The 26,020-nt window shown below is 61.1% G+C and carries 23 protein-coding genes; 18 read left to right on the top strand and 5 right to left on the bottom strand.

Annotated elements, in window-relative coordinates; all coding sequences use genetic code 11:
* Positions 1 to 8: 8 nt before the first annotated feature.
* Entirely contained in the window at positions 9 to 2,024 is a 2,016-nt protein-coding gene (locus CSE6_RS15035) for an NADPH-dependent 2,4-dienoyl-CoA reductase (RefSeq protein WP_034378481.1), read from the bottom strand.
* A gap of 155 nt (positions 2,025 to 2,179) precedes the next feature.
* On the opposite strand from CSE6_RS15035, the gene CSE6_RS15040 reads away from it, so the two are divergent.
* Positions 2,180 to 2,953, top strand: a complete 774-nt coding sequence (locus CSE6_RS15040; RefSeq protein ID WP_034378482.1) for a 3-alpha-hydroxysteroid 3-dehydrogenase — start codon at positions 2,180 to 2,182, stop codon at positions 2,951 to 2,953.
* Positions 2,954 to 3,099: 146 nt separating this feature from the next.
* Entirely contained in the window at positions 3,100 to 3,477 is a 378-nt protein-coding gene (locus CSE6_RS15045; RefSeq protein WP_034378486.1) for a steroid Delta-isomerase, read from the top strand.
* Positions 3,478 to 3,639: 162 nt separating this feature from the next.
* On the opposite strand, the gene CSE6_RS15050 is transcribed toward CSE6_RS15045, so the two are convergent.
* The 3 genes from CSE6_RS15050 to CSE6_RS15060 form a co-directional block, all read right to left on the bottom strand.
* Positions 3,640 to 4,551 (bottom strand): bifunctional GNAT family N-acetyltransferase/nucleoside diphosphate kinase regulator, encoded by a 912-nt coding sequence (locus tag CSE6_RS15050; protein ID WP_034378487.1) that lies wholly within the window; start codon positions 4,549 to 4,551, stop codon positions 3,640 to 3,642.
* A 408-nt stretch (positions 4,552 to 4,959) separates the two neighbouring features.
* A complete protein-coding gene (locus tag CSE6_RS15055) occupies positions 4,960 to 5,400 on the bottom strand; it encodes an acetyltransferase (protein WP_034378490.1) in 441 nt (146 codons plus the stop codon).
* Between the two features lie 43 nt (positions 5,401 to 5,443).
* Positions 5,444 to 6,355, bottom strand: a complete 912-nt coding sequence (locus CSE6_RS15060; RefSeq protein WP_059440873.1) for a LysR family transcriptional regulator — start codon at positions 6,353 to 6,355, stop codon at positions 5,444 to 5,446.
* A gap of 108 nt (positions 6,356 to 6,463) precedes the next feature.
* On the opposite strand from CSE6_RS15060, the gene CSE6_RS15065 reads away from it, so the two are divergent.
* Together CSE6_RS15065 and CSE6_RS15070 are read left to right on the top strand one after the other, a co-directional pair.
* A complete protein-coding gene (locus CSE6_RS15065; RefSeq protein WP_059440874.1) occupies positions 6,464 to 7,231 on the top strand; it encodes an SDR family NAD(P)-dependent oxidoreductase in 768 nt (255 codons plus the stop codon).
* 148 nt (positions 7,232 to 7,379) lie between these two features.
* Positions 7,380 to 7,781 (top strand): GFA family protein, encoded by a 402-nt coding sequence (locus CSE6_RS15070; RefSeq protein ID WP_059440875.1) that lies wholly within the window; start codon positions 7,380 to 7,382, stop codon positions 7,779 to 7,781.
* 72 nt (positions 7,782 to 7,853) lie between these two features.
* Here CSE6_RS15070 and CSE6_RS15075 read toward each other — a convergent pair whose 3' ends face one another.
* Entirely contained in the window at positions 7,854 to 8,666 is an 813-nt protein-coding gene (locus CSE6_RS15075; RefSeq protein WP_059440876.1) for an enoyl-CoA hydratase, read from the bottom strand.
* A 108-nt stretch (positions 8,667 to 8,774) separates the two neighbouring features.
* Between CSE6_RS15075 and CSE6_RS15080 the strand changes: the two genes are divergently transcribed.
* The 14 genes from CSE6_RS15080 to CSE6_RS15145 all read left to right on the top strand — a co-directional run bounded on the left by CSE6_RS15080 (position 8,775) and on the right by CSE6_RS15145 (position 25,956).
* Positions 8,775 to 9,566, top strand: coding sequence for an SDR family oxidoreductase (locus tag CSE6_RS15080; protein WP_059440877.1), 792 nt, complete (start codon positions 8,775 to 8,777; stop codon positions 9,564 to 9,566).
* A gap of 18 nt (positions 9,567 to 9,584) precedes the next feature.
* Positions 9,585 to 10,529 carry a Zn-ribbon domain-containing OB-fold protein gene (locus tag CSE6_RS15085; protein WP_059440878.1) on the top strand — a complete coding sequence of 315 codons (945 nt, stop codon included), beginning with the start codon at positions 9,585 to 9,587 and terminating at the stop codon, positions 10,527 to 10,529.
* Between the two features lie 15 nt (positions 10,530 to 10,544).
* The gene (locus CSE6_RS15090) at positions 10,545 to 11,648 is read left to right on the top strand and encodes an acyl-CoA dehydrogenase family protein (protein ID WP_059440879.1); all 1,104 of its coding nucleotides are present in this window, start codon (positions 10,545 to 10,547) and stop codon (positions 11,646 to 11,648) included.
* Between the two features lie 12 nt (positions 11,649 to 11,660).
* On the top strand, positions 11,661 to 12,077 hold the full coding sequence (locus tag CSE6_RS15095) for a MaoC family dehydratase (protein ID WP_059440880.1): 417 nt from the start codon (positions 11,661 to 11,663) through the stop codon (positions 12,075 to 12,077).
* Between the two features lie 32 nt (positions 12,078 to 12,109).
* Positions 12,110 to 13,282 (top strand): lipid-transfer protein, encoded by a 1,173-nt coding sequence (locus CSE6_RS15100; RefSeq protein ID WP_059440881.1) that lies wholly within the window; start codon positions 12,110 to 12,112, stop codon positions 13,280 to 13,282.
* 17 nt (positions 13,283 to 13,299) lie between these two features.
* A complete protein-coding gene (locus tag CSE6_RS15105; RefSeq protein WP_034396832.1) occupies positions 13,300 to 14,481 on the top strand; it encodes an acyl-CoA dehydrogenase family protein in 1,182 nt (393 codons plus the stop codon).
* A gap of 42 nt (positions 14,482 to 14,523) precedes the next feature.
* The gene (locus tag CSE6_RS15110) at positions 14,524 to 16,335 is read left to right on the top strand and encodes a long-chain-acyl-CoA synthetase (RefSeq protein ID WP_059440882.1); all 1,812 of its coding nucleotides are present in this window, start codon (positions 14,524 to 14,526) and stop codon (positions 16,333 to 16,335) included.
* Entirely contained in the window at positions 16,328 to 17,395 is a 1,068-nt protein-coding gene (locus tag CSE6_RS15115; RefSeq protein WP_059440883.1) for an MBL fold metallo-hydrolase, read from the top strand. The genes CSE6_RS15110 and CSE6_RS15115 overlap by 8 nt, the downstream gene beginning before the upstream one ends.
* Before the next feature lie 12 nt (positions 17,396 to 17,407).
* Positions 17,408 to 18,604, top strand: coding sequence for an acyl-CoA dehydrogenase family protein (locus CSE6_RS15120; RefSeq protein ID WP_034396838.1), 1,197 nt, complete (start codon positions 17,408 to 17,410; stop codon positions 18,602 to 18,604).
* A gap of 133 nt (positions 18,605 to 18,737) precedes the next feature.
* Entirely contained in the window at positions 18,738 to 19,865 is a 1,128-nt protein-coding gene (locus CSE6_RS15125) for an acyl-CoA dehydrogenase family protein (protein WP_034396840.1), read from the top strand.
* 1 nt (position 19,866) lies between these two features.
* A complete protein-coding gene (locus CSE6_RS15130) occupies positions 19,867 to 21,573 on the top strand; it encodes a class I adenylate-forming enzyme family protein (RefSeq protein ID WP_034396842.1) in 1,707 nt (568 codons plus the stop codon).
* A gap of 281 nt (positions 21,574 to 21,854) precedes the next feature.
* Positions 21,855 to 23,234: a DUF1329 domain-containing protein gene (locus CSE6_RS15135; protein WP_034360342.1), complete on the top strand. Its 1,380-nt coding sequence runs from the start codon at positions 21,855 to 21,857 to the stop codon at positions 23,232 to 23,234.
* 35 nt (positions 23,235 to 23,269) lie between these two features.
* Positions 23,270 to 24,781: a DUF1302 domain-containing protein gene (locus CSE6_RS15140; protein ID WP_004341209.1), complete on the top strand. Its 1,512-nt coding sequence runs from the start codon at positions 23,270 to 23,272 to the stop codon at positions 24,779 to 24,781.
* Positions 24,782 to 24,852: 71 nt separating this feature from the next.
* Positions 24,853 to 25,956 carry a dienelactone hydrolase family protein gene (locus tag CSE6_RS15145; RefSeq protein ID WP_052052641.1) on the top strand — a complete coding sequence of 368 codons (1,104 nt, stop codon included), beginning with the start codon at positions 24,853 to 24,855 and terminating at the stop codon, positions 25,954 to 25,956.
* Positions 25,957 to 26,020 lie beyond the last annotated feature (64 nt).

Consider the following 26,020-nt stretch of genomic DNA (forward strand, 5'->3'; position numbering starts at 1 on the left):
GCTGTCTCCTATAGTTTTCGGCCGAGTTCGGCCCCTTCTTCGATGGCGCGCGCTGCATCAATTTTGTGGGCATTGCGCGCGCCCCCAATCACTGTGTGCGCAATGTTTTGTGCTTGAAGTCTTGATGACCAGGGGTCATGTGATTCCTGGCCGGCGCAGACCACGATGTTGTCCACGCTCAGGCAGCGCTGCTCGCCGCGTATGCGCAGGTGCAGGCCGTTGTCGTCGACGTGGATGTACTCCACATCGTTGAACATGCGTGCGCTTTTGTTCTTGAGCCGGGCGCGGCGAATCCAGCCCGTGGTGGTTGGCAAGGTGCTGCCCATGGCCGCCTTGCTGCGCTGAAGCAGCCAGATCTGACGCGGCGAATCGGCTTTCTCGCTGGCCTTGATGCCGCCGCGCTGCTCGCGCTTTGGATCAATGCCCCATTCGCGGTCAAAGGCGGCCACGCTGCCGTCGTCGGCCTTGTGATGGGCCAGCAATTCGGCCATGTCAAAGCCCAGCGGCCCCGCGCCCACGATGGCCACGCGTTCGCCGACAAAGCGGGGGCTGCGCAAGGCCTCGATATAGTCCACCACCTTGGAGCTGTTCTCGCCCTCAATGCCGCTGCGCCGCGGTGTCACTCCCGTGGCCACGACCACGTGATCAAAGACGCTCAGGGTGTTGATGTCCGGTGTGGTGTTGAGCCGCAGTTCTATGCCCAGGCGCTGGATCTCATGCTCGAAGTAGCGCAGCGTCTCGCCCAGCTCCTGCTTGCCGGGCACCTTCTGCGCCAGAAAGAACTGGCCGCCGATGCGGATGCCGGGCTCGAACAGCGTCACCTTGTGGCCTCGGTCGGCCGCCTCGCGCGCGCAGGCCAGTCCTGCGGGTCCAGCACCGAGCACGGCGATCTTGCGCGGAACTGCGGCTTTTTCCTGCGGCCATTCCCATTCGCGGCAGGCTCTGGGGTTGACCAGGCAGCTGACCTGCTGGCGCGTGAAGATGCGATCCAGACAGGACTGATTGCAGGCAATGCAGGTGTTGATGGCGCTGCTCTGGCCCGCCTGCGCCTTGCGCACAAAGGCCGGGTCGGCCAGAAAGGGGCGAGCCATGGCCACCATGTCGGCATGACCCTGGGCAATCAGGTCATCGGCCACTTCGGGGGTATTGATGCGGTTGCTGGCCGCCACGGGAACACTGACTGCCTGCTTGAGTTGCTCGGCAGCCCAGCTGAATGCAGCGCGCGGCACCATCATGGCGATGGTGGGAATGCGCGCCTCATGCCAGCCCACGCTGGTGTTGAACAGGTTCACGCCAGCGGCTTCCAGCTGGCGGGCCAGGTCCAGTACTTCCTTCCAGTGGCTGCCATGCTCGACCAGGTCCATCAGAGACAGGCGAAAGCTGATGACGAAGTTCTCGGGCACAGCCGCGCGTATGCCTTGTACGATGCGCAGCGCAAAGCGGCTGCGGCCGGCGGCATTGCCGCCCCATTCGTCGGTGCGGAAGTTGGTCAGCGGCGCCAGAAACTGGTTGATCAGATAGCCCTCGCCGCCCATGACTTCCACGCCGTCATAGCCGGCTTCGCGGGCCAGGCAGGCGCAGCGCACATAGTCGGCAATGATCTGCTCGATCTGGGCCGCGCTGAGTTCGCGCGAGCTGCGGTTGCTGAGCCTGGAGAGCACGCTGCTGGGCGAGACGCCGCCGCTGCCGTGGTCGTAGCGGCCCACATGCAGTACCTGCATGAGGATATGGCAGCCCTCGGCATGCACCGCATCGGTGATGAGGCGGTGTCGCGCCGCCTGCTCTGGCGTGCACAGTGTCGAGAACTCGGCATGCTCGGGCATTCCCAGTGCGTACTCGTTGACGCCAAAGCCCCCGGTGACTATGAGCTGCAGCCCTTCCCGTGCACGTTCGGTGTAGAAGAGGGCCAGCTTTTCAAAACCCTGCGCCTGATCCTCCAGCCCGGTATGCATGGAGCCCATCAGAACCCGGTTCTTCAGGGTGATATGGCCGATGGTGATGGGCTGGAAGAGATGGGGGTACATGGCTGGATTTCCTCACGCGCAGATGTTGCGCCAGTGTAGGAAGGGCCACGGTAAATTTTCCCTAGGGGAATTACATCGTCCGTTTGCATGTAGTCTGAGTTTTCATGATGGGCTTAGATGTGCGCCATCACCACCCAGACAAAAGGAAACAAGACATGTCCATCATCGTGATGAGCGGCTGCGCCACCGGCATTGGTGCCGCTACGCGCAAGGTCCTGGAAGCGGCCGGCCACCAGATCGTAGGCATCGATATACGCGATGCGGAAGTGATTGCCGATCTCTCGACGGCCGAAGGTCGAAAGCAGGCGATTGCCGATGTACTGGCGAAGTGCAGCAAGGGCATGGACGGCCTGGTGCTGTGCGCCGGCCTGGGGCCGCAGACCAAGGTGCTCGGCAATGTGGTTTCGGTCAATTATTTTGGCGCGACCGAGCTGATGGATGCTTTTCTGCCGCTGCTGAAACAGGGCCGGCAGCCCGCAGCCGTCGTCATCTCGTCCGTGGCTTCCGCGCATCTGGCTTTTGACAAGAACCCACTGGCACCGGCACTGGAGGCCGGCGAGGAAGCCAAGGCCCGCGCCATTGTCGAACAAGCGGGAGAGCAGGGCGGCAATCTGGCCTATGCGGGCAGCAAGAATGCCTTGACGGTGGCTGTGCGCAAACGCACCGCCGTCTGGGGCGAGGCCGGCGTGCGTCTGAATACCATCGCCCCCGGCGCGACCGAGACTCCCTTGCTGCAGGCGGGTCTGCAGGATCCGCGCTATGGCGAATCCATTGCCAAGTTCGTGCCTCCCATGGGCCGCCGAGCCGAGCCGTCCGAGATGGCGTCGGTCATCGCCTTTTTGATGAGCCCGGCCGCAAGCTATGTGCATGGAGCGCAGATCGTCATTGATGGCGGCATTGATGCGGTGATGCGTCCGACACAGTTCTGACCTCCCCCGAGGCAGGCCCTGCGTCTTCCCCCCTCTCTCTGCGGGAGGGAGACTATGGCCTCGCCGCAAGGCGGCTTTTTTTGCTTGCCGTCCCTTGTTTGGGCATTGCCGGTTTCCAACGGCGCTTGCTAAAAGGATGATTTGAGATGAATACCCCAGAACATATGACCGCGGTTGTGCAGCGCTATGTGGCTGCGCTGAACGCTGGCGATCTGGACGGCATCGTCGCGCTGTTTGCCGATGACGCCACGGTGGAAGACCCCGTGGGCTCCGAGCCGAGGTGCGGCACGGCTGCGATTCGTGCGTTTTACGCCAACTCGCTCAAGCTGCCGCTAGTGGTGGAGCTGACGCAGGAGGTGCGCGCGGTTGCCGACGAGGCGGCCTTCGCTTTCACCGTTAGTTTCGAGTATCAGGGCCGAAAGACAGTGATTGCGCCCATCGATCACTTTCGCTTCAATGGCGCCGGCAAGGTGGTGAGCATGCGCGCCTTGTTTGGCGAGAAGAATATTCACGCCGCCGTCTGAGGAGGGGTAGGCGCTTGACTGCTTCTGATATGGAAGCTGTCTTCGCTTGATTTAAAAGGATTACAAGACTCTTTGAATCTGAAATCCATTGAGATACAGCGGGAGATGCTATTGATTTTGTTGTTCAAGGCGGTGCAGTGAATGCCCCCAGCCTGAGCCGGCTTACAGATGGAAGTGCCCGGCTGCCTCGGGCTGGTAGAGCACTTTCTCGATCCGGATATGGCAGGTGCGATCGAGAATCCGCCAGTCGATGCGGTCTCCTTCCCGACAGCCCAGAATGGCCGTGCCCACGCCCGAGAAAACCGAGAGCCTTCCTGCACTGTCATCGGCATCCTCGGGATAGACCAGGGCCACTTCGACGGCCACCTCATCGAGGCGCAGCAAGGCTTTGGAGTTCATCGTGACCACATTGCGCTGTACCTGCCGGGCATCGACGACGGCGGCACGCTCGATTTCATGCTCCAGATCGACCGCTTGCGACTCCCATTCCAGGGCGAGCAGATCTCTGAGGCGTGACTGATCCACGGCGGTGATGCAAATGCCGCCCGCCGCTCCCGGCAGCCCGGCGCGCAAGCGCTGGAGGTAGCGCTGCGCCGTCATCGCATAGGACTTGAGTGCGGGCGTTTCACTCTCCAGCACAAAGCCGTTGTGCGCAAAGGCCTTGAGCGAGCGCGTGTTGTCGGCATGGATCCTCGCAATCAGTCTTTCGGCACGCATGTCGAAAAAGGCCAGCTTCATGCCCTCGTGCAAGGCGCTGGCACCGAGCTTGCGCCCCCAGTTGTCGCGCTTGCCGATGACCAGCACGATTTCGCAGTCCGGTCCATTGCGGATCAGGCGCACGAAGCCCACGGGCAGGTCGTCGCGGTCGTATGCCATGAAGAAGCGGCCGCCCTGATTGAAGAGATGGGTGAGTATGGGCAGCTGAACCCGGTCAATGAGCTGCTCTATGTGACGCGAGACATGACGCGAATCGCTGAGGTGACGCACGACGTCTTCGTCGCTCAGCCAGTCCATCAGATTCAGTGCATTGGCCCGCGTGATTTCCGGACACAGGGATATGAAAGGCTTGCTCATCTTCAACACCGTCGGTTGCAAGAATGAAAGCCTTTCATGGCCACGGCGCGGGCCATGACGGTTCTTTCGACACAGGCGCCGATTCTAGGCAAGCGGATTCTGCTGCGCAGGCGCAGCGCTGATCTCGCATCTCTTTGCTCGGTCTATGGCGAGCCTGTGGTGTGGCGTGCGGCGCTTGCCCCGGAGCCGGAGAAACCATGGCGCCGGCGCTGCAACACAGCAGCAGCCGGCGACTGCGATGCTCTGTATTCAGAAGCTGCTTGCGCCTGACTGCATTCGAATTTTGAATGTTTTGTGGTCATAGTCAATAAAAGACAGGCGCAATATGCTCTTATTTAGATAGCATTTGAAGCGCTGGATGTTGCGATCCGTGCCGGGTCGACGTGCGTAGTCCAGCCGGCCGGTCATTCAGGGATTGGCGTATTTGAGATGGATGATGGGGTAGGCGCGGCCTTGTCCGTCATGCGGGGAGCGGCCCGTGCGCTTGAAGCCCAGGCGTTCGTAAAAGCCCACTGCCTGAGCGTTGTGCTCGTTCACATCGGTGCTCATCTCGGGATGCAGTGCCAGGCCGTGGCGCACCAGCGTCGCACCGAGGCCCTGGTGCCTGAAGTCGGGGTCCACAAACAGCGCTTCCATATGGCCCTGGTCCATGAGCATGAATGCCAGGGGATGGTCGTGCTCGTCGACGGCGAACCAAAGCGGGGCGTCTGGCAGAAAGCCGCACACCATCTCGTCAATCTCTGCGCGATCCTGCGGACTCAGAAAGTCATGTGTGGCATCAACGGCCTGGCGCCAGATCTCGATCGCTCGTGCCCCTTCGTCGGGGCGGGAAGCTCGAATGGAAGTCATCGCCGGATTATGCGTACGAACACGCTTGTCCCGTGGCCAGGCATCAAGCGCGCTCCATGTCTGCCAGATGGGGCTCCAGCACCTCGGTGATCCAGTTCAGGAATGCGGTGACCCGCGGCGCGATATGCCTGCGATGCGGATACAGCAGGGACACCGGCATGGGCGCCGCCCTGAAGTCGGGCATGACTTCGACCAGCAGGCCCTGATCGAGCAGATGGCGCGCACCCCGGACGGGTGCCTGAATCAGGCCCAGGCCGGCAAGACAGGCTGCCTGGTAGGCATCCGTGCCGTTGACCACCAGGGCGCAGCGCATGGGCTGCAAGGCGGTCTCCTTGCCGTGCTGATACTCCCAGCCCGCGCCATGCCGCCCGAGCTGGTTCGCATAGTGAATGATGCGGTGCCGTGACAGATCGGCCAGTGTTGCGGGCGTGCCGTGGCGCTCCAGATAGGCGGGACTGGCCAGATTGCACATCTCCATCTCACCGATGGTGCGGGCGATCAGGTCGGTATCTGCCAGCGGGCCAATGCGCACCACACAGTCAAAGCCTTCCTGCACCACATCCACGCGGCGGTCGCTGGTGCTGATGCCTACTTCCAGCAAAGGGTGGGCCGAGAGGAATTCGGGCAGTTTCGGAATGACGACATCCCGGGCCAGAGAGTTGGGCATATCGATGCGCAGACTGCCTCGCAGCCCGCTGGCGGCAGGCTGGAACATGGCTTGCAGCTGTTCCAGGTCGGCCATGAGTTCCTTGCTGCGCTCAAGGAACTGCTCGCCATCGGCGCTCAGCCGCACATGTCTGGTGGTGCGTTGCAGCAGACGGGTTCCCAGCTGCTTTTCCAGCTGCTGCACCACGGTAGACACACGGCTTTTGGTCAGCCCGAGCTGTTCTGCGGCCTGGGTGAAGCTGGAGAGTTCGGCAACGCGGGTGAACACATGAAGCGCATTGAAATCCATGGCTTTATTGTATTTTCAAAGTGAACAGTGCGATATTTTTCAAAGTGTTTATTCATGAATGGAGAACACCTAAAGTGCTGGCTTGTTGACATCCTCCATGAGACCGACATGCAAGCATCTGCACCCCGTATCGCATTGATCACCGGCGCAAGCCGTGGCCTGGGCCGTAGCGAAGCCTTCAAGCTGGCCGAGCTCGGCGTTCATCTGATCATCACTTACAAGGACAGCGAAAGCGATGCGCAGGAGCTGGTATCCCGCATCGAGGCACAGGGCAGTCGCGCCGTGGCGCTGCGCCTGGACGTTGGTGAAAGCAAGAGCTTTGCCGCATTTGCGGACAGCGTCAGGCGCGTGCTGGCCGATACCTGGCAGCGCGAACAGTTGGACTATCTGGTGAACAATGCCGGTATCGGCCTGGTGGCGCCGTTTGCCGAAACCACGGAAGAGCAGTTTGATCTGCTCGTCGATATTCACCTCAAGGGCACGTTCTTTCTGACGCAGAAACTGCTACCCCTGATCCGGGACGGCGGACGCATCATCAATACCTCGTCCGGGCTGGCACGCTTCAGTCTCCCCGGCTACGCCGCCTATGCGGTGATGAAGGGCGGCATTGAGGTGATGACGCGCTACCTGGCCAAGGAGCTTGGTGCACGCGGCATCGCCGTGAACACCATTGCCCCCGGCGCCATAGAGACGGATTTCGGTGGCGGCGTGGTGCGCGACAATGCACAGCTCAACGCCCATATCAGCGGCCTGACCGCCATGGGCCGGGCGGGGCGCCCCGACGATGTGGGCGCCGCGGTTGCCGCATTGCTTGCCGATGGCAACAACTGGGTCACGGGCCAGCGCATTGAAGTGTCTGGTGGCATGATGCTCTGAGCGTACGCCGGGCAACTCCATTCGGAACGCGGCCTTGCCCGGCAGCGCCAGGGCGGTCAAGGCATATGGGATGCATGCAGACACGCAGCGGCAGATATTCGATGCCTGCGGACCAGGTGTTGGGGATAGAGGATTTGGAGACCGAGTCGTGCCCGATAACTATCTGGGAAGCTGTTTATGTGCAAGAGTCGGCTATCGGCTGCTGTCGCCGCCCAGGGCCGTGACCCACTGCCATTGCGGGCAGTGCCGTAAAAGCCATGGCTCCGCGTTTGCGAGCTATGGCGCCGTGCCGCGCAAGGATTTGTGCATAGTCTCTGGGCAAAGCGACATCAAATCCTATGCATCGTCGGCTTCCGTGCACAGGCAGTTTTGCCAGCACTGCGGCTCATCCCTGTTCTGGTCCAGGCAGGCCGGTGACTGGGCCGACTGGATATGTATCGCACTGGGCACGCTGGACTCGCCTTTTTCGGCTCTCAAGCAAAAGCATACACATCTGGAGTCGCAGCCTTTGTGGTCAAGCTTTGCCGGTGGCTGCATGCGCAATGACTGAGGGCCGCCTTAGCCCCTCGGGCTGCTGCACCGCCCTCCAGCAAGGCGATGTTGCGGCCCTGGCTTGATGCGTTCACTCCCCCTTGAACACCGGCTGGCGTTTCTCAATGAACGCATTCATGCCTTCCTTCTGGTCGCGGGTCGCAAACAGGATCTGGTTGGCCTTGCGCTCCAGCATCAGGGCGGCATCAAGCGAGGCGTCCATGCCTGCAATCACCACTTCCTTGATCTGTTCCACGGCCAGTGGCGGCATATTGGCAATCAGTTTTGCCATTTTCAGCGCCTCAGGGATTACCTGATCGTCTGCACAGACTAGGCTGACCAGACCCATGGCATAGGCTTCGTCGGCGCTGACGGGCTTGCCGGTCAGCAGAATGCGCATGGCCTGAAACTTGCCCACGGCGCGCACCAGCCGCTGGGTGCCGCCGATACCGGGCATGATGCCGATGCGAATCTCGGGCTGTGCAAAGCTGGCCCCTTGCCCCGCAATGATGATGTCGCAATGCATGGCCAGCTCGGCCCCGCCGCCAAAGGCATAGCCGCAGACCGCTGCAATGATGGGCTTGGGGCATTTCTCAATGGGGGCCCAGACGCGCTCGGTGTGGCGCTTCATGATCTCTATGGGGCCGCAGGAGTCCATGCTCTTGATGTCGCCGCCTGCCGCAAATACCTTGTCGCCGCCGGTCAGAACGATGCAGCGCACGCTGGCGTCTGCGCTCAGCTCAGCGAAGGTCCTGGACAACGCAGCCTGCAGAGAAAGACTCAGCGCGTTCGTTGCCTCGGGGCGGTTGAGCTGAACGATTGCCACGCCATGGTCCTGATGCCGAACCAGTAGCTCTCGCTGCGCGGCGTCCATGTTTTCAATAGCGGAAAGCGATGCCGACATAGGAATTCCCAAGGAGTTGAACAGGGACGATGGTCGTTTTCAAGGGATAGAGCAACATCGTCCTTTTGGACGTATCTGCTGCTGGTGCCGAAACCTAAATTGGCAGGCATGGATACGAACAAAAGCTTTCAAGACAAGGTAGTGCTGGTCACTGGCGGCACCAAGGGCATCGGCAAGGGCATTGCCCAGGCGTTTCTCGCGGCAGGTGCCACGGTAGTGGTGTGCGGCCGTCAGCAACCTGAAGCGTTGCCAAGCATCAATGGCAGTAGCGCAGACTTCGTTGCATGCGATGTGCGCGAGGCCCAGGCCGTCAAGGACATGGTCGATGAGGTGCAGCGCCGCCATGGCCGTCTGGACGTTCTCGTCAACAACGCCGGTGGCGCCCCCCATGTGGATGCCGCTACGGTGTCTCCGCGCTTTCATGAAAGCGTGCTGCGTCTGAATCTGTTCTCGACCTTGCACGCCTCGCAGGCCGCCAATGCCGTGATGCAGCAGCAGGATGGCGGTGGCGTGATTGTCTGCATCGGCAGCATCAGCGCGCTGCGTCCTTCCCCCGGTACGGCGGCCTATGGAGCGGCCAAGGCTGCAGTGCTTAGCCTGGTCAGTTCTCTGGCCGTGGAGTGGGCGCCCAGGGTGCGTGTGGTGGCGGTCAGCCCCGGCCTGGTGCGCACCGAACAGTCGCACCTGCATTTCGGGGATGAGGCGGGAATTGCCTCTGTCGCCGGGACCATTCCTGCGGGTCGTCTGGCCGAGCCGCAGGACATTGCCAATGCCTGTCTGTATGTGGCTTCCGAAAACGCCTCTTACATGAGCGGCACCAATCTGCTGCTGCATGGCGGTGGTGAGCGCCCCGCATTTCTGAGCGCATCGAACTCGGAATCCGTGCAACAAAAACACTGAATTTCAAAGGAGACAATCTTGACCGATCAAGACTGGATGGCAGAGGTCCGCGCATACGTGGGCAAGCAATACGGGCGTGTCTATGCCTGGGACAAGGTCAACAGCCCCATGATTCGTCAGTGGAGCGAGCTGATGGGGGTGGCCGTAAAGACCAACAAGGATGGCAAGACCATTGCCCCTCCCGCGATGCTGCAGGTCTGGTGCATGGAAGGGCCGGTGCAGAACAACTACCCGCCAGGCTCCACGACAGAGAATCCTTATGAAGTTCTGAAGCTGATCGAAGCGCACGACTTTCCTTCCACCGTGGCGGTGAATTCCGAGCTGAGCTTCGAGCGCGATGTGCTCGAAGGTGAAGACCTGTACTACACGACACGCCTGGAAGCCATCAGCGAAGAGAAGACCACGGCCCTGGGCACGGGTTACTTTGTCACGCAGATCATGGAGTACTTCTCGATCAAGGCAGCGAATGGCGAAGACGAGAAGGTCGGCCAGTTGATGTTCCGCGTCTTCAAGTTCCGTCCCGCCAATGTGCAAAAGGCCGAACCCGCGCAGGCGGCCGCCCCGAAGATCAAGCGGCCCGCTCCCGGCGTGAGCGATGACAACCGCTTCTTCTGGGAAGGCCTGAAGGAAGGCAAGCTCCTGATTCAGCGCTGCAAGAGCTGCGGAGATCTGCACCATCCACCCGGTCCCGTCTGCCCCAAGTGCCATTCGTTCGACTGGGACACGGTGCAGGCCAGCGGCCAGGGCACGGTGTACTCGTTCGTGGTCATGCACTACCCCGAAGTACCGCCTTTCGACCACCCCAATCCCATCGGTCTGGTGGAGTTGCAAGAGGGCGTGCGTCTGATTGCCCAGCTGGTCGGCGTCAAGCCCGGCGAGGTGCAGATCGGTCAAAAGGTGCAGGTTGAGTTCAACACCTTCGACGGTGATCTGACTCTGGCCCAGTTCCGTCCCGTGGGCTGATGCGAGGAGACCGTCATGGACTTTCAACTCAGTGAAGACCAGCGTGCATTTGCAGACATGGCGCAAAGCCTGTTTGCAGACTATTGCACCGACGACAAGCTGCGCGAGCACGATGCCTCGGGCCAGCCTTTCATGCAGGATCTGTGGCAGCAGTGCGTGGCTGCGGGCCTGCACAGCATCCTGGTGCCGGAAGCTGCAGGCGGCCTGGGTCTGGGAATGAGCGAGATGCTGGCCGTGCTGGAGCAGCAAGGCCGTGCGCTGGCGCAGGTTCCGCTGTGGCAGCAGCAGGTCGCTGCTGCCGCGATTGCCAGGTTTGCCCAAGGGCAGGACGCAGTCGTTCAGTCCGCCATGGAGGGCGAGTTGCTGGCTCTGTCGCTGCAGGCTGCAGTGGCTACACGCGGGCCGGCGCTTGAGCTGCAGGGTGAGCGACTCAAAGGCCAGCTGCAAGCCGTGCCGCTGGGCGAACAGGCCAGGGTGGCTCTGGTGGCAGCGGCGGCGGGCGATGAGATCAAGCTGGTGCTGGTGAGCCTGCAGGCGGATGGCGTCAGCCGCGTGGCCGGCATGCGCGAAGACTACTGTGCGGTGGCCGACATCAGCTTTCGCAACACGCCGGTGCTGGCCGTGCTGGGCGGCCGTGCGCTGGACTGGGTCAACGAAATGGCAATCGCCTGCCTGGCCAGCCTGCAGCAGGGCGTGACACAGGAGCAGTTGCGCCGCACCGTGGAGTATGTGAGCGAGCGCAAGCAGTTCGACCGTCCCATCGGTACTTTCCAGCTGGTGCAGGGCCAGATGGCCGACGGCTACATCCTCATGCAGGCGCAGCGCAGCGCACTGAGCCAGCTGGTCTGGCGTCTGGATGCCGGCCTGCCTTGCACGCCGCAGGCCCACGCGGTGCGCGCCCAGTCCAACGAGCTGGGCCTGAAGGTAGGCCGCGTTGCACAGCATGTGCATGGCGGCATGGGCGTGGATGTGACCTATCACATTCACCGCTTCATGTTCTGGTGTCGTGCACTGGCTGCCGAAGTCGGCAGTGCCGAGCAGCACCTGCAAGCGCTGGGCCAGTGGCTCGCAGACAACGACACGCTCGGCTGGAAGTACGACCTGCCCGAAGACCGCTAAGGAGACAACAACATGGCAAATCAATCTATTCGCTTCGAGTTGGTAAACGTGGGCGACGAACTGCAGCCCGTCAGCGTGCCCATCACCGTGCCGCTGATTGCCGGCGGCGCCATCGCCACGCGTGACTATTTCCCCGGACATCATGACCGCGATGCCGCGCGAGAGTTGGGCTCACCCCATATCTTCATGAACATCCTGACCACCAACGGTCTGGTGCAGAGCTTTGTCGAGAGCTGGGCTGGCGACGATGCGCGTCTCATGGATCTGAAGATTCGCCTGGGGGCTCCCAATTACCCCGGCGACACCATGAAGTTCACGGGCTCCGTGACCGAGAAGAACGAGGCCACGCGCAGCGTTCAGATCACGCTCAAGGGCAGCAATGCCATGGGCTCTCACGTCAGCGGCACTGTGCAAGTGGCCCTGGCCTAAGAACAACAAGCGGAGACATTCCTGTGAACGATATGAATATTTCCGGTCGCGCCGCCATTGTGGGTCTGGGTGCAACAGAATTTTCCAAGAACTCGGGCCGTACCGAGCTGCGTCTGGCCATGGAGGCCACGCTGGCTGCGCTGAGCGATGCCGGCATCGACCCCAAGGAAGTGGACGGCTTTTCCTCGTACTCCGTGGACAAGGTCCCCGAGTATGAAATCGCCCGCCTGCTCGGGGCTCGCAATGTGAGCTTTTTCTCGCAGGTTCCGCATGGTGGTGGCGCGGCCTGCGGCCCCGTGCTGCATGCGGCCATGGCCGTGGCCACGGGCGTTGCCAAGACGGTCGTGGTCTACCGCGCCATGAATGAGCGCAGCTGGTACCGCTTTGGCACCGGCAGCTATGGCTTTGGCAGCACGCCATTCTTTGACAACGTGAACTATGGCTGGTACATGCCCCACGGCTTTCATACGCCGGCATCCTGGGTGGGCATGTTTGCCCGCCGCTATATGCATGCCTTCGGTGCGACCAGCGAGGACTTCGGCCGCGTGGCCGTGGCCGTGCGCGACTTTGCAGCCACCAATCCCAACGCATTCTTCTACGGCAAGCCCATCACACTGGAGGAGCACCAGGCCAGCCGCTGGATCTGCGAGCCGCTGCACCTGCTGGACTGCTGTCAGGAGTCCGACGGGGCCGTGGCCATGGTCATCACATCGAGCGACCGTGCCCGTGAGATGAAGGCCAAGCCGGTCTACATCAAGGCGGCTGCCCAGGGTATCTCTGACGGTCAGCAGTCCATGACCTCGTTCTACCGCGAGGACATCACCGGCCTGCCTGAAATGGGGCATGTCGCCAGTCAGCTGTGGCAGCAAAGCCGCATGACTCCCAAGGATGTGCAAAGCGCAGTGCTGTACGACCATTTTTCGCCCTTTGTGCTGCCTCAGCTCGAGGAGTTCGGTTTCGTCAAGCGCGGCGAGGCCAAGGACTTCATTCGCGCCGGCGAGCATGCACGCGGCGGCTCCATGCCCATCAACACCCATGGCGGCCAGCTGGGCGAAGCCTATATCCATGGCATGAACGGCATTGCCGAAGCCGTGCGCCAGATCCGTGGCAGCTCCGTCAATCAGGTCAAGGACGTGCACAACATGGTGGTGACCGCCGGTACAGGCGTGCCCACCAGCGGCCTGATTCTGGGCGACGAGGCCTGATTGCAAGGGAGACATTCATGTTCATTGACCTGACTCCCGAGCAGCATGCGCTGCGCCTGAAGTGCCGTGACTACTTTCAGGCGTTGATGACGCCCGAGCTCAAGGCCCGCATGCGCGGTGCAGAGGGCGGCGACGAGTACCGCGAACTGATCCGCAAGATGGGGCGCGATGGCTGGCTGGCCATAGGCTGGCCCAAGGAATTCGGCGGCCAGGGCCTGTCGGCCACCGAGCAGCTGATCTTCTTTGAGGAAGCCAATATTGCCGGAGCTCCCCTGCCTTTCGTCACCATCAGCACCGTCGGCCCCGCGCTGATGGAGCATGGCACCGAGGCGCAGAAGCAGGAGTTTCTGCCCGGCATGGCCAGCGGCGACATCATTTTCGCCATTGGCTACTCCGAGCCCGGTGCTGGCTCCGACCTCGCCATGCTCAAGACACAGGCTCAGCTGCAGGGCGATCTTCAGACCGGGCATTTCGTGGTCAACGGCCAGAAGCTGTGGACTTCGGGCATTGAATCTGCCGACTATGTGTGGCTGGCCGCACGTACCAACCAGGAACTGGCTCGCCACAAGGGTATTTCCATCATGGTGGTGGATACCAGGGACAAGGGCTTTTCGCATACGCTGATTCAGACCGTGGGCAACTACACGGCAGCCACGTACTTCGACAACGTTGAAGTGCCGGCAGCACGTTTGATCGGTGAGCTCAATGGGGGCTGGAAGCTGATCACTGCACAGCTCAACCACGAGCGCCTGGGTCTGGGGGCCTGGTCGGACAAGGTGTTCGCCCCCTTCGTCAAGGTGCTGCAATGGGCCAAGGCCAAGGATGAGCAGGGCCGTCGCGCTGTCGATCAGGCCTGGGTGCGACGCAGTCTTGCGGAGTGCTATGCCCGCCTTGAAGCCATGCGACTGACCAACTTCCGCATCGCGGCCAGTCTGGAAGCCGGTGCCATGGACGTGAGCCTGGCATCTGCCACCAAGGTCTATGGCTCGGAAGGCGTGGTCGAGGTGCTGCATCGATTGATGGACATCGTGGGCAGCAGCGCTCTGGTGCGTGGTGGCTCGGCGGCTTCCTATCTGATGGGCGAGCTGGAGTATGAGCTGCGCGCCTCCACCATCAACACCTTCGGTGGCGGCACGAACGAAATTCAGCGCGAGCTGATTGCCCAGTTCGGCCTCGGAATGCCGCGCCCCCAGCGCTGATCGAAGACATCTCACACATAACAAATACCAAGGAGACATGTGATGAGCGACACGATTGTGGTGTCGCGCGAGCAGACCCAGCTCAAGCTGGATCGTCGCGCGCCCATTGCGGCCAAGTACCTGGCCGATACGCCCTACACCATGGCTGATCGTCTGGAGGACTGTGCGCGAGATTTCGGCGAGCGCATCTTTCTGACCGAGGGCGATGTGCGCTACACCTATGCGCAATTCAACCAGCGCGCCAATCAAGTGGCACGTGCGTTGCACGAGCAGGGTGTGAGAAAGGGCGATGTGGTGGCCATGGCCATCGAGAATCGCCCAGCCTTCTTCTTTGCCTGGTTTGGCGTGGCCAAGCTGGGTGCCGTGGTGGCCTTCATCAACACCCATGTGATGGGCAAGCCTCTGACGCACGCACTGGAGGTGACCAACGCCAGCCATGTGATCGTGGGCGAGGAGTGCGCAGAGCGCTTTGCGCAGACCGAAGGACTGAACACCGCGCTGAGCTACTGGCACTGGCCGGATGAAGTGCGCCCCGCCGCGGCGGGAGTTCTTCAGCAGTTCGGCTCTGATTTGCAGGCTCTTGCCATGAGCCGGGACGGCACGGCCGTACCGCTGGAGTGGCGCGAGGGCGTGGTGGCCGGCGATACGGCGCAGTACATATTCACCTCCGGCACCACCGGCCTGCCGAAGGCCGCGGTCATCAGCCATGCACGCTGGCTGATGGCGGGGGACTCCATGCAGCTGCTGTGGGAAATCACCCGGGATGACTGCTTCTACTGCTTTTTGCCGCTCTACCACGGCGCGGCTTCCATGTCGCTGACGGCAACCGCCATGGCTGCAGGAGCGCGCATCGTGGTGCGCCGCAAGTTCAGCCGCAGCGAGTTCTGGCGCGATATCCGCGCACATGGCATTACCTTTTGCCAGTATGTGGGGGAGATCTGCCGCTTCCTGCTCAGCGCGCCCGCGACGGACAGCGACCGGGAGCACAGCTTGCGCAAGATGGCCGGAACCGGTCTCACGCCCGAGATATGGCAGCAATGGACATCGCGCTTTGGCGCCGTGTTCCAGATCTATGAAGGCTGGGGAGGCACGGAGTCCAACACCAATACCATCAACCTGGACAATCGCATCGGCTCCTGCGGCCGCGTTCCCTTCTGGGAAAAAACCAATTTGCGCCTGGTTCGCTACGACCAGGAAAAAGGCGATTACATCCGAGATGAAAACGGCTTCTTGCAATTGGCCGGCGTGAACGAGCCCGGCGAGGCCATCGGCATGGTCATCCAGTATCCCGGTGTGGTTGCTGGGCGCTTTGAAGGCTATACCAGCGAGGAGGCCTCCGAAAAGAAGCTGCTGCGCAATGTCTTCCAGCAGGGCGATGTGTGGTGGACATCGGGCGATCTGCTGCGCTGCGACGAAGACGGCTACTGCTGGTTTGTGGATCGTATCGGCGATACCTTCCGCTGGAAGAGCGAGAACGTCTCGACCATGGAGGTCAGCGACGCACTCGGGGACTTTCAGGGGCTGGATGCGATTACCGTCTATGGTGTGCAGGTTCCCGGTCACGGTGGCCGTGCGGGCATGGCAGCGTTGGTGATGCATGAGGGAGCCCAATTCGATCCCAAGGCCTTCTGGAAGATGGCCATCGCTCGTCTGCCGCGCTATGCGGCACCACTGTTCGTGCGTCTGATGGATACGCCGGACATGACCGGCAACTACAAGCTGCGCAAGGTGGATCTGCAAAAGCAGGGCTATGACAGCGCTCAGACTGGCGACCCGCTGTTTGTGCGCAATGACAAGCTGCAGACCTATGTGCCGCTGAACGCTGCAACGCTTGAAGAGGCTCTGCGTGGATAGCGCCGTCGCGCAGGAGCGCGTACGGGCCAAGCCCGCAGATGTGCTGCGTTATCCCTTTGCGCCGCCTGCAGCCGATGGCAGCCATGTGGAGATCGTCCCCGGCCTGCTGTGGCTGCGCATGCCCATGCCCATGGCTCTGGACCATATCAATGTCTATCTGCTCAGGGACGGCGACGGCTGGGCGGTGGTGGATACGGGGCTGGGAATTCCCGGCACCTTCGAGCTGTGGGAGAAGATCTTCACGGAGAAATTGGCCGGCCAGCCGCTGACCCGTGTGATCTGCACCCACTGTCACTACGACCATGCGGGTGCGGCATGGTGGTTGCAGGAGCGCTTTGGCGTGCCGCTGCTCATGAGCTATGGCGAGTTCATGATGCTGCGCTCGCTGATGGGGCCGCCGCCCGATCCTCTGCCCGAGGCGCATCGCGAGTTCTATGCGCGTGCCGGGGTGAGCAGCGAAGAGCTGGACGACATGCTGGCTGCCATGCGCAAGGATCCGTTCATGCCCAGGCAGCCCAGCCATTACCAGCGCATTCGTCCGGGTGAGGTGCTGCAGATCGGGGAGCGCCGATGGCGCATTGTGCTGGGCGAGGGGCACTCGCCCGAGCATGCCTGTCTGTATTGCGAGGAAGACGGCATTTTGCTGGCCGGTGATCAGGTGCTGCCGCGCATCACCTCGAATGTGATGGTCAGCCCCATCGAGCCCGAGGGCAATCCGCTCAAGCTCTGGATCGATTCGCTGCATCGTTTGCGTGAGCTGCCGGCCGAGACCTTGGTGCTTCCATCGCACCAGGGCATTTTCTACGGCCTGCATGAGCGCCTGGTGCAGGTGCTCGAGCACCATGCCGAGCAGTTTGCACTGCTGACCGGACATCTGGGCCAGGTGGGGCGGGCAACGGCTGCGGAGCTGGTGCCCGTGCTCTTTCCCAGGCTGCGCAGCCCCGTGGATCGCCTGATGGCACTAGGGGAAACGATAGCCCATTTGAACCTGCTTCACCAGGATGGAACGCTGCTGCGTACCCCGGGTGAGGGCAAGATTGCATATTTCTCGTTGGCCTGAGGTGAGGAAGCCATGACGGAACTGGAAACATTCAAACAAGAAGTGGCGCAGTGGCTGGAGGAGAACTGTCCTGCGAGCATGCGCCGGCCCATTGTTTCAGAGGAGATGGTCTGGGGCAGCTCCAAGCTGCAGTTTCTGAACGAGGATCAGAAGCTGTGGTTCGAGCGCATGCGTGACCGTGGCTGGTTTGCACCGTCATGGCCGCGTGAATACGGCGGCGGTGGACTCTCCCCCAGGGAAGCCCGAATCCTGGACACGGAGATGGCCCGTCTTGGCTGCCGTCAGCCCCAGTACAACCTGGGCGTGTGGATGCTGGGGCCGGTTCTGGTGGAGGTGGGGACGCATGAGCAAAAGCTCGAGCATCTGGTTCCCATGATGCGCGGCGAGCAGCGCTGGTGTCAGGGCTTTTCGGAGCCCAATGCCGGCTCCGATCTAGCCAGCCTCAAGACCTCGGCCAGGCGCGTGACGGACGAGCAGGGCGAGGCCTATATCGTCAACGGGGGCAAGATCTGGACCTCGGACGGAGACAAGGGCGACTGGATGTATGCGCTGGTGCGCACCAGCAGCGAAGGCAAGAAGCAAGACGGCATCAGCTTTTTGCTGATCGACATGAAGAGTCCCGGCGTCACGGTCAAGCCCATAGAGCTGATCAGCGGCAAGTCCAGTTTCTGTCAGGTCTTCTTCGACGATGTGCGGGTGCCTGTGCGACAGCTTGTGGGCAAGGAAGGCGAAGGCTGGTCGCTGGCCAAAAAGCTGCTCCAGCATGAGCGTGCGGCTATGTCCAAGTTCACGGAAGGTGGCGCGCCGTCGCACGATGCACTCAAGACCGCCTTGCCCTACATGGTGGACGAGCAGGGGCGGATCAGCGATGGTGCGCTGCGCGAGAAGCTGGCTGGACTGCTAATGGATGCACAGTCTTTCGCTCTGACCCATCGTCGGGTGACCGAGAAGGCTCTGGCGCGTCAGGACGTTGCTGGCCCCTCCAGCATCATGAAGCTGGTGCAGACCGAGCAGGAAGTCGCCAAGTACGAACTGCTGGAGCAGGTGCTGGGCCTGCGCGGTCTGGGCTGGGAGGCAGGCGATGATTTCACAGCCGATGAGATCGATATAGGTCGTGCATGGCTGCGCTCCAAGAGCTACACGATTGCAGGCGGAAGTTCGGAAGTGCAGCTGAACATCATTGCCAAGCGAGTGCTGGAATTGCCTTGACCCCTTGAGCCGCTGTGCGGCGACAGCCTCGCTGCGGGGCGACGGGGCTGCCCAGGTCCTTGCTCGCCGGCTCTGAGCTGGGCAGTGCTGGTCGCGCAGGCTGAGGATAACGAATTGAAATGGAGACAAGAATATGACCATGCTTTTGTCGCAAGAGCAGGAATTGCTCAAGGACAGTGCTGTTGCCTTTCTCGCGCAGGAGGCACCCGTGGCCCAGCAGCGCCGTCTGCGGGATGACAAGGTGGAACAGGGCTTTGATACACAACTGTGGCAGCAGATGGTGGAGATGGGGTGGCCCGTGGCGGTGCTGCCCGAGTCGCATGACGGGCTGGCTGCGGGCTATCTGGGCATGGGCGCGGTGTTTGAAGCCATCGGCCGAAACCTGTCGGCACAGCCGCTGCTGAGCCAGGCCGTGATCGCACCTGAGCTGCTGATTCGCGCCGGCTCCGAAGCCCAGCAGGCGCAGTGGCTGCCCCTGCTGGGCAGCGGGCAGGCCAGGCTGGCACTGGCTCTGGATGAAAAGTCCGGCCAGCATCTTTCAGCCAGATTGAGCACGGTAGCCGAGCAGACCAGCACGGGCTGGTGCCTGAGCGGTGAGAAAGCCTTTGTGATGGATGGCGTGGGCGCCAATGGCTTTGTGGTGCTGGCGGCGTCTGGCGAAGGGGCTCCCGGTTTGTGGCTGGTGCCAGCTGATGCACAAGGCGTCAGCATCAAACCCATGTGCATGATTGACAGCCGTAACATGGCCCGCGTGCAGTTCGATAAGGTGGAGCTGAGTGCTGATATGGCGTTGGTGGCCCGGCCTGCTGCTCAGGTGCTTGATGAAGTGCTGGATCGAGCCCGTGCCTGCCTGGCCGCAGAGTCTCTGGGTCTGATGCGTGAGGTGTTTGATCGTACGGTTAGCTATCTGAAGGAGCGCGTTCAGTTCGACGTGCAGATCGGCTCATTCCAGGCATTGCAGCACCGTGCTGCACGTCTGTATGTGGAGCTTGAGCTGCTGGAGAGCTGTGTGCTGGCAGCTTTCGAGGCCATTGATTCAGGTTTGGAAGCCAAGGTGCCCGAGCTGGTCAGTGCGGCCAAGGCCAAGGCATCTGACTTGTGCGAGAAGCTGTGCAACGAGGCGATCCAGTTGCATGGCGGCATCGGGGTGACCGATGAGCTGGATATTGGCCTGTTCTTCAAGCGGGCACGCGTTCTGCAACGCCTGCTGGGCGACGGTGGTTATCACCGCAACCGCTTTGCACAACTGAAAGGTTTCTGAGATGAGCGATGCCTTGGTTTCTATGGGTGAAAAGATCAGGAACATTCGTGAGCAGCTGACTTCGCAGGGTGCACCTTTTGAAGTGCAGCAGGTCACGCTGTCCGATGGGCGCAGCGTGGCAGCCTATCGCAATGCCTTTCAGAATCTGGCACAGGTAATTGACGCCGGCCGGGTTCATGGTGCGGCCGAGTTCATGGTCTATGGCGAGGATCGATGGACCTTTGACAGGTTCTTTGCAGCAGCCGATGCACTGGCCAGTCGTTTGCAGAAGCAGCGCGGCATCAAGCCCGGCGACCGGGTGGCGATTGCCATGCGCAACCGTCCCGAATGGGCCGTGGCTTTTGCTGCCATTGCCTTGCTTGGCGCAGTGCCGGTGCCTTTGAACAGTTTTGGCCTGAGCAGCGAGCTGATGGCCAATCTGGAGGACACCGGGCCGGTGATGCTGATCTGTGATGCGGACCGCCATGCTCGCATCAGCCAGGCCATTGCGCAGACTGCCATCAAGACGGTGGTGGTGGATGGCGAGGGGGGCGATATCAGCTGGTCGGAGTTGACCGCAGGCGGTCATGATGGATTCGTGTCGCCGCAGCTGAGTGCCGATGAGCCTGCGCTGATTCTGTTCACTTCGGGTGCCACCAGCCGGGCCAAAGGCGTGGAATCCACCCACCGCGCCGTTTGCCAGGGCATCTTCAATATTGACTTCATCGGTGCAGTGGCAGCCATGACTTCGCCGGACGCCATCGCCGCCATCATGGCGCGACAGCTGCAGCCCACGACCTTGTCGGCAGTTCCTCTGTTTCATGTCAGCGGCCTGCATGCCCAGTTGCTGGTCAGCCTGCGCCATGGTCGCCGCCTGATCTTCGTGCACCGCTGGGAGCCAGAGAAGGCGGCCGAGCTGATTCGCAAGGAAAAGGTCACGCAGTTCAATGGTGCGCCCAGCATGGTGCAGCAGCTCATTGGACTGCCCGGCTTCGAGCAGCCTGAAAGCTCTGGCAACCTCTCCGGTGTGGGCTTTGGCGGAGCGGGCCTGCACCCGCGCCTGATCGATGAGGTTTTGGCCAAGTTCAAGGGGCGCATGTCAGGCATTGGATTTGGACTGACCGAATCCAATGGAGTCTGCGCAGGCAGCTCGGGGCGCATGTTCGAGGCGCATCCGCGCAGCTCGGGGGTGCTGTCGCCCATCATCGAGGTACGAATCGCAGACCTGGATGGCACAGCCTTGCCTATCGGTGAGCCCGGTGAGGTCTGGCTGCGTGGCGTGACCCTGATGGAGCGCTATTGCGGTGATGCAGAGGCCACAGCCAAAGCCATGCAGGGCGGCTGGTTCCACACCGGAGACATAGGCGTTCTGGACGATGAAGGCTTTTTGACCATCGTCGATCGCATCAAGGACGTGATCAACCGCAGCGGTGAAAAGATTGCTGCGGCGGAGGTCGAGGCCTGTCTGCTGCAGCATGAGGCACTGGAAGAGGCTGCTGTGTTCTCCATGCCGCATGAGGTCACGGGCGAGCAGGTCGTTGCCGTGGTGGTCGGAAAGTCCGGGAGTCAGGTGACTCCCGAGCTGCTTCGCGAGTTCGTGGCACAGCGTCTGGCGGGCTACAAGGTTCCCAGTCGGATCGTTGTGCGCGCGGAGCCTTTGCCTCGCAATCCCGCAGGCAAGATGCTCAAGGCATCGATTCGCAAGGAGTGCGCTCACCTGCTGACCTGATGCACGGAATTGGGTGGTCCTAGGACTTTCCCGATCACGCTCCGAAAGCCTGCTGCTGCTTCGTGCACCAGCAGGTTTTTTCATTCGGGGCGGCGCTTCAGGTGACCCATGTGGACTAGGTCGCTAGGGTCTGTCAGTAGTCAACTCAGACGATGGTTGAAGAGACCTGCTGACGCAGTATGCAACTGCCTGCAAACGGCAAAACCAATGGGGCGATGCGAGGCAATGTACCTCGTTTGTAGCACCCGCCAAAAATAAGTTCTAGAACCTAGGAGACAGAGATGAAGTTTGTGACAGCCAAGACTCCACTCGCAGCGGCAGTGGGTTTGATGGTGGCGACGTCGGTATGGGCGAAGGTGCCGGCGAACGAGGCAGAACAGCTGGGCAAGGAATTGACATGCGTGGGTGCCATCAAGGCCGGCAACAAGGAAGGCACGATTCCAGAGTTCACAGGCAAATGGGTCGGTGCCCCTGCAGGCGTGGCTCATGTGCAATCCAGCGGCAAGCACCCCGTGGATCTCTATGCCGATGAAAAACCACTGTTCGTGATCACTGCGGAGAACATGGAGAAGTATGGCGACAAGCTCAGTGCTGGTCAGAAAGCCATGTTCCAGAAGTATTCCAAGACCATGCAGATTCCGGTCTACAAGGGGCATCGCGATTTCCGCTACACCGATGAGGTCTGTGCAGTGTTGAAGAAGAATGCACTGGAGTCCGAGGTCGTCGATAACGGCATGGGAATCAAGGGTAGCTTTGGTGCGATCAACTTCCCGATTCCCAAGACCGGGCAGGAAGTGATCTGGAACAACCTGCTGCCCACGCGTGCCTACACCGAGGCCATCACGCGTGACATGGCGAATGTGCTGTCGGACGGCAGCATGAGCTTTGGCCGTATGCAGAACCTGAACCTGGACATGGTCAACAAGCCTGAAATGCTTGGCAAGCCGGTCGAGGGCGTGATGGCCTATACCCGCACCAGAACGCTGGCCCCCGAGCGTGAAAAGGGCGGTGTGACCCACTCGGTGGAGCCCGTCAATTTTGGCAAGGACAAGCGCCTGGCCTGGAGCTATGACCCCGGTACACGCCGCGTGCGCCAGGTGCCCGAGTATGGCTTTGACCAGCCCATGGCTGGTACCGGCGGCAAGATGACCATCGACTCGGATCGTCTCTTCAATGGCTCGCCAGAGCGCTACAGCTGGAAGCTGCTGGGCAAGAAGGAGATGTATATCCCCGCCAACAACTACAAGATCCATCAGCCCACGGTGAAGTATGCCGACCTGCTCAAGCCCGGTCATGCCAACCCCGACTTCATGCGCTACGAGCTGCGCAGAGTCTGGGCCGTGGAAGGCACGCTGAAGGACGGTTTCCGACATGTGTATGGCAAGCGTGTGCTGTTCGTGGACGAGGACACCGGCCAGGCAGTGGCCGCGGACATGTACGACGCGCGTGGCCAGTTGTGGCAGCACGCCTTCATCAACTACTACTACTCCTTTGACATCAAGGCCTGGCATGCAGGCACGTCCTTCTATCACGACCTGAATTCCGGCGGCTACATGGGCTACAACCTTTTTCAGGAGCGTCCCCAAGGACCCATCCTGAACAAGGGTGATCTCGTGCCCGCCATGTTCACACCAGAAGCCGCACGCAACGCGGGCAACTAAGTTTTATCAACGAGCGACTCACTATGAAAAACAATATGAAGAAACTCACGCCCATCGCAGTGGCGGCACTGCTGTCCTTGGGTATGGGAGCAGTTCAGGCGGGGGAGACTGTCGAGCTGGGAGATGGCCTCAAGTTCGACTGGCGTCTGAACGTGAGCTATGGCCTGGGTGTTCGTCTGGATAACCCGTCTCCGGTGCTGAACACAGACGGCAACAACAATTTCAAGAAAGGTGCTCTGACGGCGAACCGACTGGGTGCCGTCTGGGAAAGCAAGCTGTCAAAAGGTGACAGCGGCTTTGTGCTGAATGCCAGCACCTTTTATGACGACGTATATCACCAGCGCAACGATAACAAGGGACCGATCAGCACGGCAGGTCCCGTCAATGAGTTCAACTCTGCCGCCAAGCGCTATGGTGGCGGCTATTCGCGCCTTCTGGATACCTACGCCTACACCAGCTTCAACATGGGCGAGGCCCGCGCCACGGTACGCTTGGGCAAGCAGGTGGTGAACTGGGGCGAGTCCATGTACTTTGCCAATATCGCTGCGGCCCAGGGACCCAGCGATGCAGCAAAGGCAGCTTCGCCTGGCGCTGAGGTCAAGGAAATCCTTCTGCCGGAAGATCAGATCTCGGCTTCGCTGGAAGTCAGTCCCAAACTCTCGCTGCTTGGTCACTACCAGTTCGGCTTCCATGAAACGCTGCTGCCGGCTCCCGGCATGTACACCAGCACCAGCAATGCCCTGGGTCCCGGCGCCTCCTGCCTGGGCGTCTACAACGGTGCGACCTGTCGCGGCCTGCGACGCGGTACCGACATCCGGCCCAGCAGCTCGGGTCAGTGGGGTATCGGCGGTCGCTACCGCGTCACCGACGAGACGGAAGTCGGTCTGTACTACCTGAACTACAACGACCGCACTCCATCGCTGGTCGTGAACATGAATGGTGCGATACCGACCGGCTATCAGGTTCGCTATTTCGACGACATCAAGATGCTGGGAACGACGGTCAGCACGACCTTCGGCAAGTTCTCTGCATTTGGTGAAGCCAGCTATCGAAAAGGTACGCCAGTGCTCAACGGCAATGGTGTGGCGGTGCGTGGCGATGTTGTGCAGGGCAACGTCGGCGGTATCTTCAATATCGGCCGCACCGGTATCGCGGACGACATGTCCCTGGCTGCCGAAATTTCCGGCTCTCGCGTGATCAGTGTGGCCGATGGCAGCTCTACCGATAACCTGAGCTTCAAGACCCGCAACTCCCTGGTGGCCGGTGCGACCCTGACGCTGGGCTACCCCGGCATCTTCGAAGGCTGGGATCTGAGCATCCCCATCAGCTACCAGTCGCAACTGCGCGGCCGTTCTCTGGTTGGCACCTTCGGCGGCGGCCAGAGCGACAGCCGGTTGAGCATTGGCGCGACTTTCGTTCGCAAGAGCAATTTCTCGATCAACGTGGCCTACATCAACTACCTGGGCAATCCTTCTGCCGATTCCCTGCGTGCACGCCCGCTGGCCGACCGCGACCAGCTGTCTGTTACCGCCAAGTACTCGTTCTGAACCACACCAACGAGCCAACACCACAAAAGCCCGGCTCTCCGGGCTTTTGTGTTTGAAAGAGGCGCAAGCGAATGCAAATACTGACCGGAAAATGGGTAACTCCTTTGGGAGCTGCAGCCCTGAGCCTGATGAGCAGTGCGGCATCAGGACAGCATCTGTTCGATGCTTTGCCTCCTTTGCCCAAGGTGGCTCCCTTGATGGCCCCCACGGAGCTGCATGGTGATACACAGGGCGATATCCGTTTCAAGTCCAGCAGCCCGTACGACCTCGATGTGCTGCTCAGTCAGCCTGCCAGGGCAGAGGCAACCATGGGTATGGGAAAGCTGTTCCTGCCCAAGGGGGCCAGCGAAAAGAAGCAGGTACCGGCCATGGTTGTCCTGCCAGGTGGCGCGGGGGCCATTCCCGGGCGCGAGAGCGAAACGGCCCAGATGCTGGCCGACAACGGCATAGCTGCGCTGTTGGTTGATAACTTCAAGCCGCGTGGCATCAGCGAAGACATGCCTTATGCGCTCAAGATCATGGGTACCTCCGAGTTCGATGCCGTGGCCGATGCCTATGCCGCCCTCAAGGCCTTGAACAAGCACCCGGCCATCGATGGCTGGCGTATCGGGGTGATGGGATTTTCCAAAGGCGGAATTGCGGCACGCATGAGCCTGGATGCGCGCATTCGTGACAAGCTGGCGCCTTTCATTCAGCCCTTTGCCTTGCATGTGGACTTTTACGGGCCTTGCTATGCGCTGCTGCAGTCACGCAAAACCACGGGTTCGCCTTTGCTCAGCTTCAGAGCGGGGGAGGATGCATCGAATGATCTGGTGGCCTGTGCGCAGCAGGAAAAAATCCTGCGTGAGGCGGGCTCCGAGGTCAGTACGGTGGTTTATGCCAGAGCAGGCCATGATTGGGAAAGCGACAAGCCACGAGAGATGACGAACCGCCCCTATCTGTCCGGCTGCACGATAGAGTTCAATGACAAGGACTTTCCCGTCCTCAATGGCCAGCCGCTGATTCCCGCCGGGGCCCAGTCCGATCGCCAGACCCGCTACAGGATTCGGGTGCAGAGCGGCAAGGCTCTGGGGGACTGCGTCAAGGTGGGCTATATCGCCGGACGCGATGAAACCGCACGCAGTCTGGCCGGCAAGCAGTTGCTGCAGTTTCTCAAGGTAAAGTTCGAGCAGTAGACAGGACTCGGCGGAAAAGCAGAAGGCCAGCAAATGCTGGCCTTTTTCACGTGTCAAATTTGCC

The organism is Comamonas sp. E6, assembly GCF_001010305.1.
Lineage (GTDB): Bacteria > Pseudomonadota > Gammaproteobacteria > Burkholderiales > Burkholderiaceae_C > Comamonas > Comamonas thiooxydans.